Origin of the sequence: Kineococcus sp. TRM81007, assembly GCF_022669155.1 — a bacterium.
In the GTDB taxonomy this organism is placed as follows: Bacteria; Actinomycetota; Actinomycetes; order Actinomycetales; family Kineococcaceae; genus Kineococcus.
In genome coordinates this window covers 1-4,134 of sequence record NZ_JALBVB010000031.1, presented here as the reverse complement: position 1 = coordinate 4,134, position 4,134 = coordinate 1, and the positions used below count along the sequence as shown (strand labels likewise).

Here is a 4,134-nt window from a genome sequence, read left to right as displayed (position 1 = left end):
CCCGGCACCCGCAGCGCGCGGGTGCCGGGCCCTTCGGCGTCCTGTGGTGCCGCGGCGGGTCCTGCCCTACTGTCGCCCCGTGGAGCGCGTCGTCGTCATCGCCGACGTCGACGAGACCCGCGTCCTGCTCTCGGGCGAGGTGGACGCGACGCTGGGCGCGGAGCTGTCCACGGCCTGCGCCGCGGTGCTGGCCCGGGACCTGCCGGTGGTGGTGGACGTCGGCGACGTCGCCTTCATGGACTCCACGGGGGTCGGCTTCCTCGCGCGGCTGGCCTCGCGGACCACGCGGCCGCCGGTGGTGCTGCTGCGACCGCCGCCGGTGGTGCGCTTCCTCGTGACCAAGACCCGCATCGGCACGCTGCTCGACGTGCGCGAGGACGAGGACGGGCCGGGCCCGGCGACCTGAGGCGGTGCGTGCCCCGCCCTGGTGCCCGCGGGCGCGAGCGAGCAGAGTGTGGCCCGTGACCGACGATCAGACCCCGGTGCGCGACGCGGCCACCGGCTCCGACTGGTTCCTGCCCTCCCCCGACACCGTGACCTCGGCGCTGGCCGGCCTGGCCCGCGTCCACGGCGCGAGCCTGCACGTCTCGCTGGACCCCGCGCACGTGCTCGCCGCGTCCCCCGACCCGGCGCGGCGGGTGGCGCTCGTCTCCGGCGGCGGCTCCGGCCACGAGCCGCTGCACACCGGTTTCGTCGGGCGCGGTGGGCTCGACGCGGCCGTGCCCGGTCAGGTCTTCGCCTCCCCGCACAACCGTCAGGTGCACGCCGCCGCGCGCGCCGCCGCGAAGCCGGGCGGGGTGCTGCTGGTGGTGAAGAACTACACCGGCGACGTCATCAACTTCGGCATCGCCGCCGAACGGCTGCGCGCCGAGGGCGTCGAGGTCGACACCGTGCTGGTCGACGACGACCTCGCCACCGAGGTGGAGGGCTCGGCGACGGGCCGGCGCGGCACGGGTGCGACCGTGCTGGTGGAGAAGGTGCTGGGCGCCGCCGCGGACCGCGGCGCGTCGCTGGCGGAGCTGGCGGACCTGGGCCGCCGCGTGGTCGCGGCCTCACGCAGCCTGGCGGTGGCCACCCGGGCGCACACCGTGCCCGGCGGGACGGGACCGGCCTTCGAGCTGTCGGAGGACGAGCTGGAGCACGGCGTGGGCATCCACGGCGAGCGGGCCGTCAGCACCGTCGAGCGCCGTCCCGCCGCGGAGGTCGTGGACCGGGTGCTCGAGCAGCTGCTCGAGCACGTGCCCGCGGGCGAGGAGGGCTGCGCCGTGCTCGTCAACGGCCTGGGGGCGGCCACCGGGCTGGAGCTGCACGCGGTGCTGGACCGGGTGGTGCGGGGCCTCGGCGAGCGGGGTGCGCGGGTGGCCGCCGCCTTCGCCGGCACGTACGTCGCGGCTCTGGACATGCGCGGCTTCTCGGTGACCCTGACGGCGCTGGAGCCGGGGTGGCTGGAGCTGCTGCGCGCGCCGACGGCGACGGCCCTGCCGGTGGCCGAGCCGCTGGGTGCGGAACCGGCCTCCCCCGCCGGGGACGTCGAGCGCTCCGGGGCCGGGGAGAACGCGTTCGTGACGGGCCTGGAGGCGCTGGTCGCCCGCCTGCACGGCGCCCTGACGCGCCTGGACCGGGTCGGCGGCGACGGCGACTTCGGCGACAACCTCGCCTCCGGGGTGCACGCCGCCTCGCGCCGGGCCCCGGGCGACGGCGTGGTGGCGGGCCTGCGCGCGGCCGAGGACGCGTTCCTGGACGACGTGGGCGGTTCGAGCGGCCCGCTGTTCGGCTTGGTCCTGCAGCAGGTGCGCACCGCCTTCGAGGCCGGTGACCCGGGTGCGGACGCGCTGCGCAGCGGGTTGCGGGAGGCCGCCGCGGCGGTCACCCGCGTCGGCGGCGCGCAGCCCGGCGACCGCACGATGCTCGACGCGCTGGTGGCGGGCGCCGAGGCGGGAGGTGCGCTCGCCGACGTGGTGCGCGCCGCTGCAGACGGCGCGGACGCGACCGCGGGGATGACTCCGCGCCGGGGCCGGGCCAGCTACGTGGGTGAGCGGGCGGTCGGCACGCCGGACGCCGGTGCCGTCGGCCTGGCGCTGGTGCTCGCCGCCCTCGCCGACGCCGTGGAGCCGGCCGGGGACCTGGCCGGTGAGCTCGCCGGGCGCTGGGGCTGAGGCGCCGGGGTCCGGCGGTGCCCCGCGCGGGCACCGCCGGGCCCGGCGGTCAGGTGGCTCTCCGGATCTGCGGGTGGGAGGACGGACCTGGACCGTCGACCGGGGCTGTCGAGAACCGCTGGTGGCCGTGTGGCCGGGGTCGACGTGACCCGTCATCGCGCGCGGATCGCGCCGTGCGCGTGAGATCGGACGATTCGGCTGCGTGCTGTCCTGCTGAACGGGGCCACCCTGCTCCACGGCGGAGACCTGCTTCACGGCGAAGACCCGTCTTCTCCTGCGGGCCTCCGCCTGCCACCCTCGTGGCGTGGAGCAGCAGGCGGACACCCTCGGCCTCGGAGTGCGACGCGGGGTGTTGTGCGGAGCCGCTCTGGGCGCGCTGCTCGCCGCGTTCTGGAGCCGGTCCGCGGTGAGCGGCGAGGACGCCAGGACGCTGACCGTGACCTCCGTGGGGCTGGGGGCCTTCGCCGGATCGGTCGCCGGCGGTCTGTGCGGAACGCTCGTGGCGGTGGTCCACCAGTCGGCGCAGCGCTTCGGTTCCGCCGGGGCCCGGTGGGTCGCCGCCGTCGGTGCGCTGGTCGCCGCTCTGGTCACCGCAGGCGGCTTCGGCCTGTGGCCCCTGTTGTTCCCCGAGGCGGTGCCACCGGGGCTGCGAGTGGGCTGGATCGCGGTGTGCGCCGTCGTCGCGGCGTGGCAGGTCCGGCGGGTGCAGCACCGGTTCGCGGCTCAGGTCCGCGACTCGGGTCCGCAGCTGCCGGCGGCTGCCGCACCGCCCCGGTGAGCTCTGCGGCGGGTCGCGGCCAGGGTCAGCGGCGGTGCTCGCCGGCTCGCCCGTCGCAGGGGGACGTCGATGAGGTCGCGAAGTCGAGCGCGCCCCACCGTGCGCGGGGACGCCCTACCCACCCGTGGACCAGGCGACCCGGTTAGGTTGACGGCGACGTGACGGACGGGGAGGCGGAGCAGCGGTGACGCAGACGGTGGACACGCACGGGCAGGCGCTGAGGATCGGCTACAAGGCGTCGGCGGAGCAGTTCGACCCCGCACAACTGGCGGACTTCGCCGTGCAGGCCGAGGAAGCCGGCCTGGACTCGGTGTGGATCTCCGACCACTTCCAGCCCTGGCGGCACGTGGACGGGCACGCCCCCGCCGCGCTGACCTGGCTGCCGTGGGTGGCCGCCAAGACCCACCGGGTGCAACTGGGCACCAGCGTGCTGACCCCCACCCTGCGCTACAACCCCGCCGTGATCGCCCAGGCCTTCGCCACCCTGGGCTGCCTGGCCCCCGGCCGCGTCATCCTGGGCATCGGCACCGGCGAAGCGCTGAACGAGACCGCCGTGGGCGTGCCCTTCCCCGAGGCCAAGGAACGCTTCGCCCGCCTGCGCGAAGCGGTGCGCCTGATCAAGGCCCTGTGGGCGGGCGAGCGCGTCACCTTCGACGGCGACTTCTACCGCCTGCACGACGCGACCGTCTACGACCGGCCCACGCAGCCGGTGCCGATCTACGTCGCCGGCGGCGGGCCGGGGGTGACGAAGTACGCCGGCCGCGCCGGCGACGGCTACATCTGCACCTCCGGCAAGGGCATGGACCTGTACCGCGAGACGCTGCTGCCGGCGCTGGAAGAGGGGCTGGCCGCCGCCGGGCGCCGGGCCACCTCGATCGACCGCACCATCGAGATCAAGCTGTCCTTCGACGAGGACCCGGCCCGGGCGCTTCAGAACACCCGGTTCTGGGCACCGCTGTCGCTGAGCCCGGAGCAGAAGGCGTCCGTGCACGACCCGGTGGAGATGGCGCGCCTGGCCGACCAGCTGCCCATCGAGCAGGTCGCCCAGCGCTGGATCGTCGCCTCCGAGCCCGCGCAGGTGGCCTCCGCGGTGCAGGAGTACGTCGACGCCGGGTTCACCCACCTGGTCTTCCACGCCCCCGGCCACGACCAGGCGCGCTTCCTGACCCAGTTCACCGCCGACGTGGTGCCCCTGCTGCG

At 76.2% G+C, this 4,134-nt stretch carries 4 protein-coding genes; all 4 read left to right on the top strand.

Going from position 1 to position 4,134, the window contains the following annotated elements; all coding sequences use genetic code 11:
* Positions 1-79: 79 nt before the first annotated feature.
* A complete protein-coding gene (locus MN205_RS02915; RefSeq protein WP_242124154.1) occupies positions 80-406 on the top strand; it encodes an STAS domain-containing protein in 327 nt (108 codons plus the stop codon).
* A 55-nt stretch (positions 407-461) separates the two neighbouring features.
* Positions 462-2,156, top strand: coding sequence for a dihydroxyacetone kinase subunit DhaK (locus tag MN205_RS02910; RefSeq protein WP_242124152.1), 1,695 nt, complete (start codon positions 462-464; stop codon positions 2,154-2,156).
* Positions 2,157-2,460: 304 nt separating this feature from the next.
* Positions 2,461-2,934: a hypothetical protein gene (locus tag MN205_RS02905; protein ID WP_242124150.1), complete on the top strand. Its 474-nt coding sequence runs from the start codon at positions 2,461-2,463 to the stop codon at positions 2,932-2,934.
* 184 nt (positions 2,935-3,118) lie between these two features.
* The coding region (gene fgd, locus MN205_RS02900; RefSeq protein WP_242124148.1) for a glucose-6-phosphate dehydrogenase (coenzyme-F420) at positions 3,119-4,134 on the top strand (1,016 nt) is incomplete at its 3' end.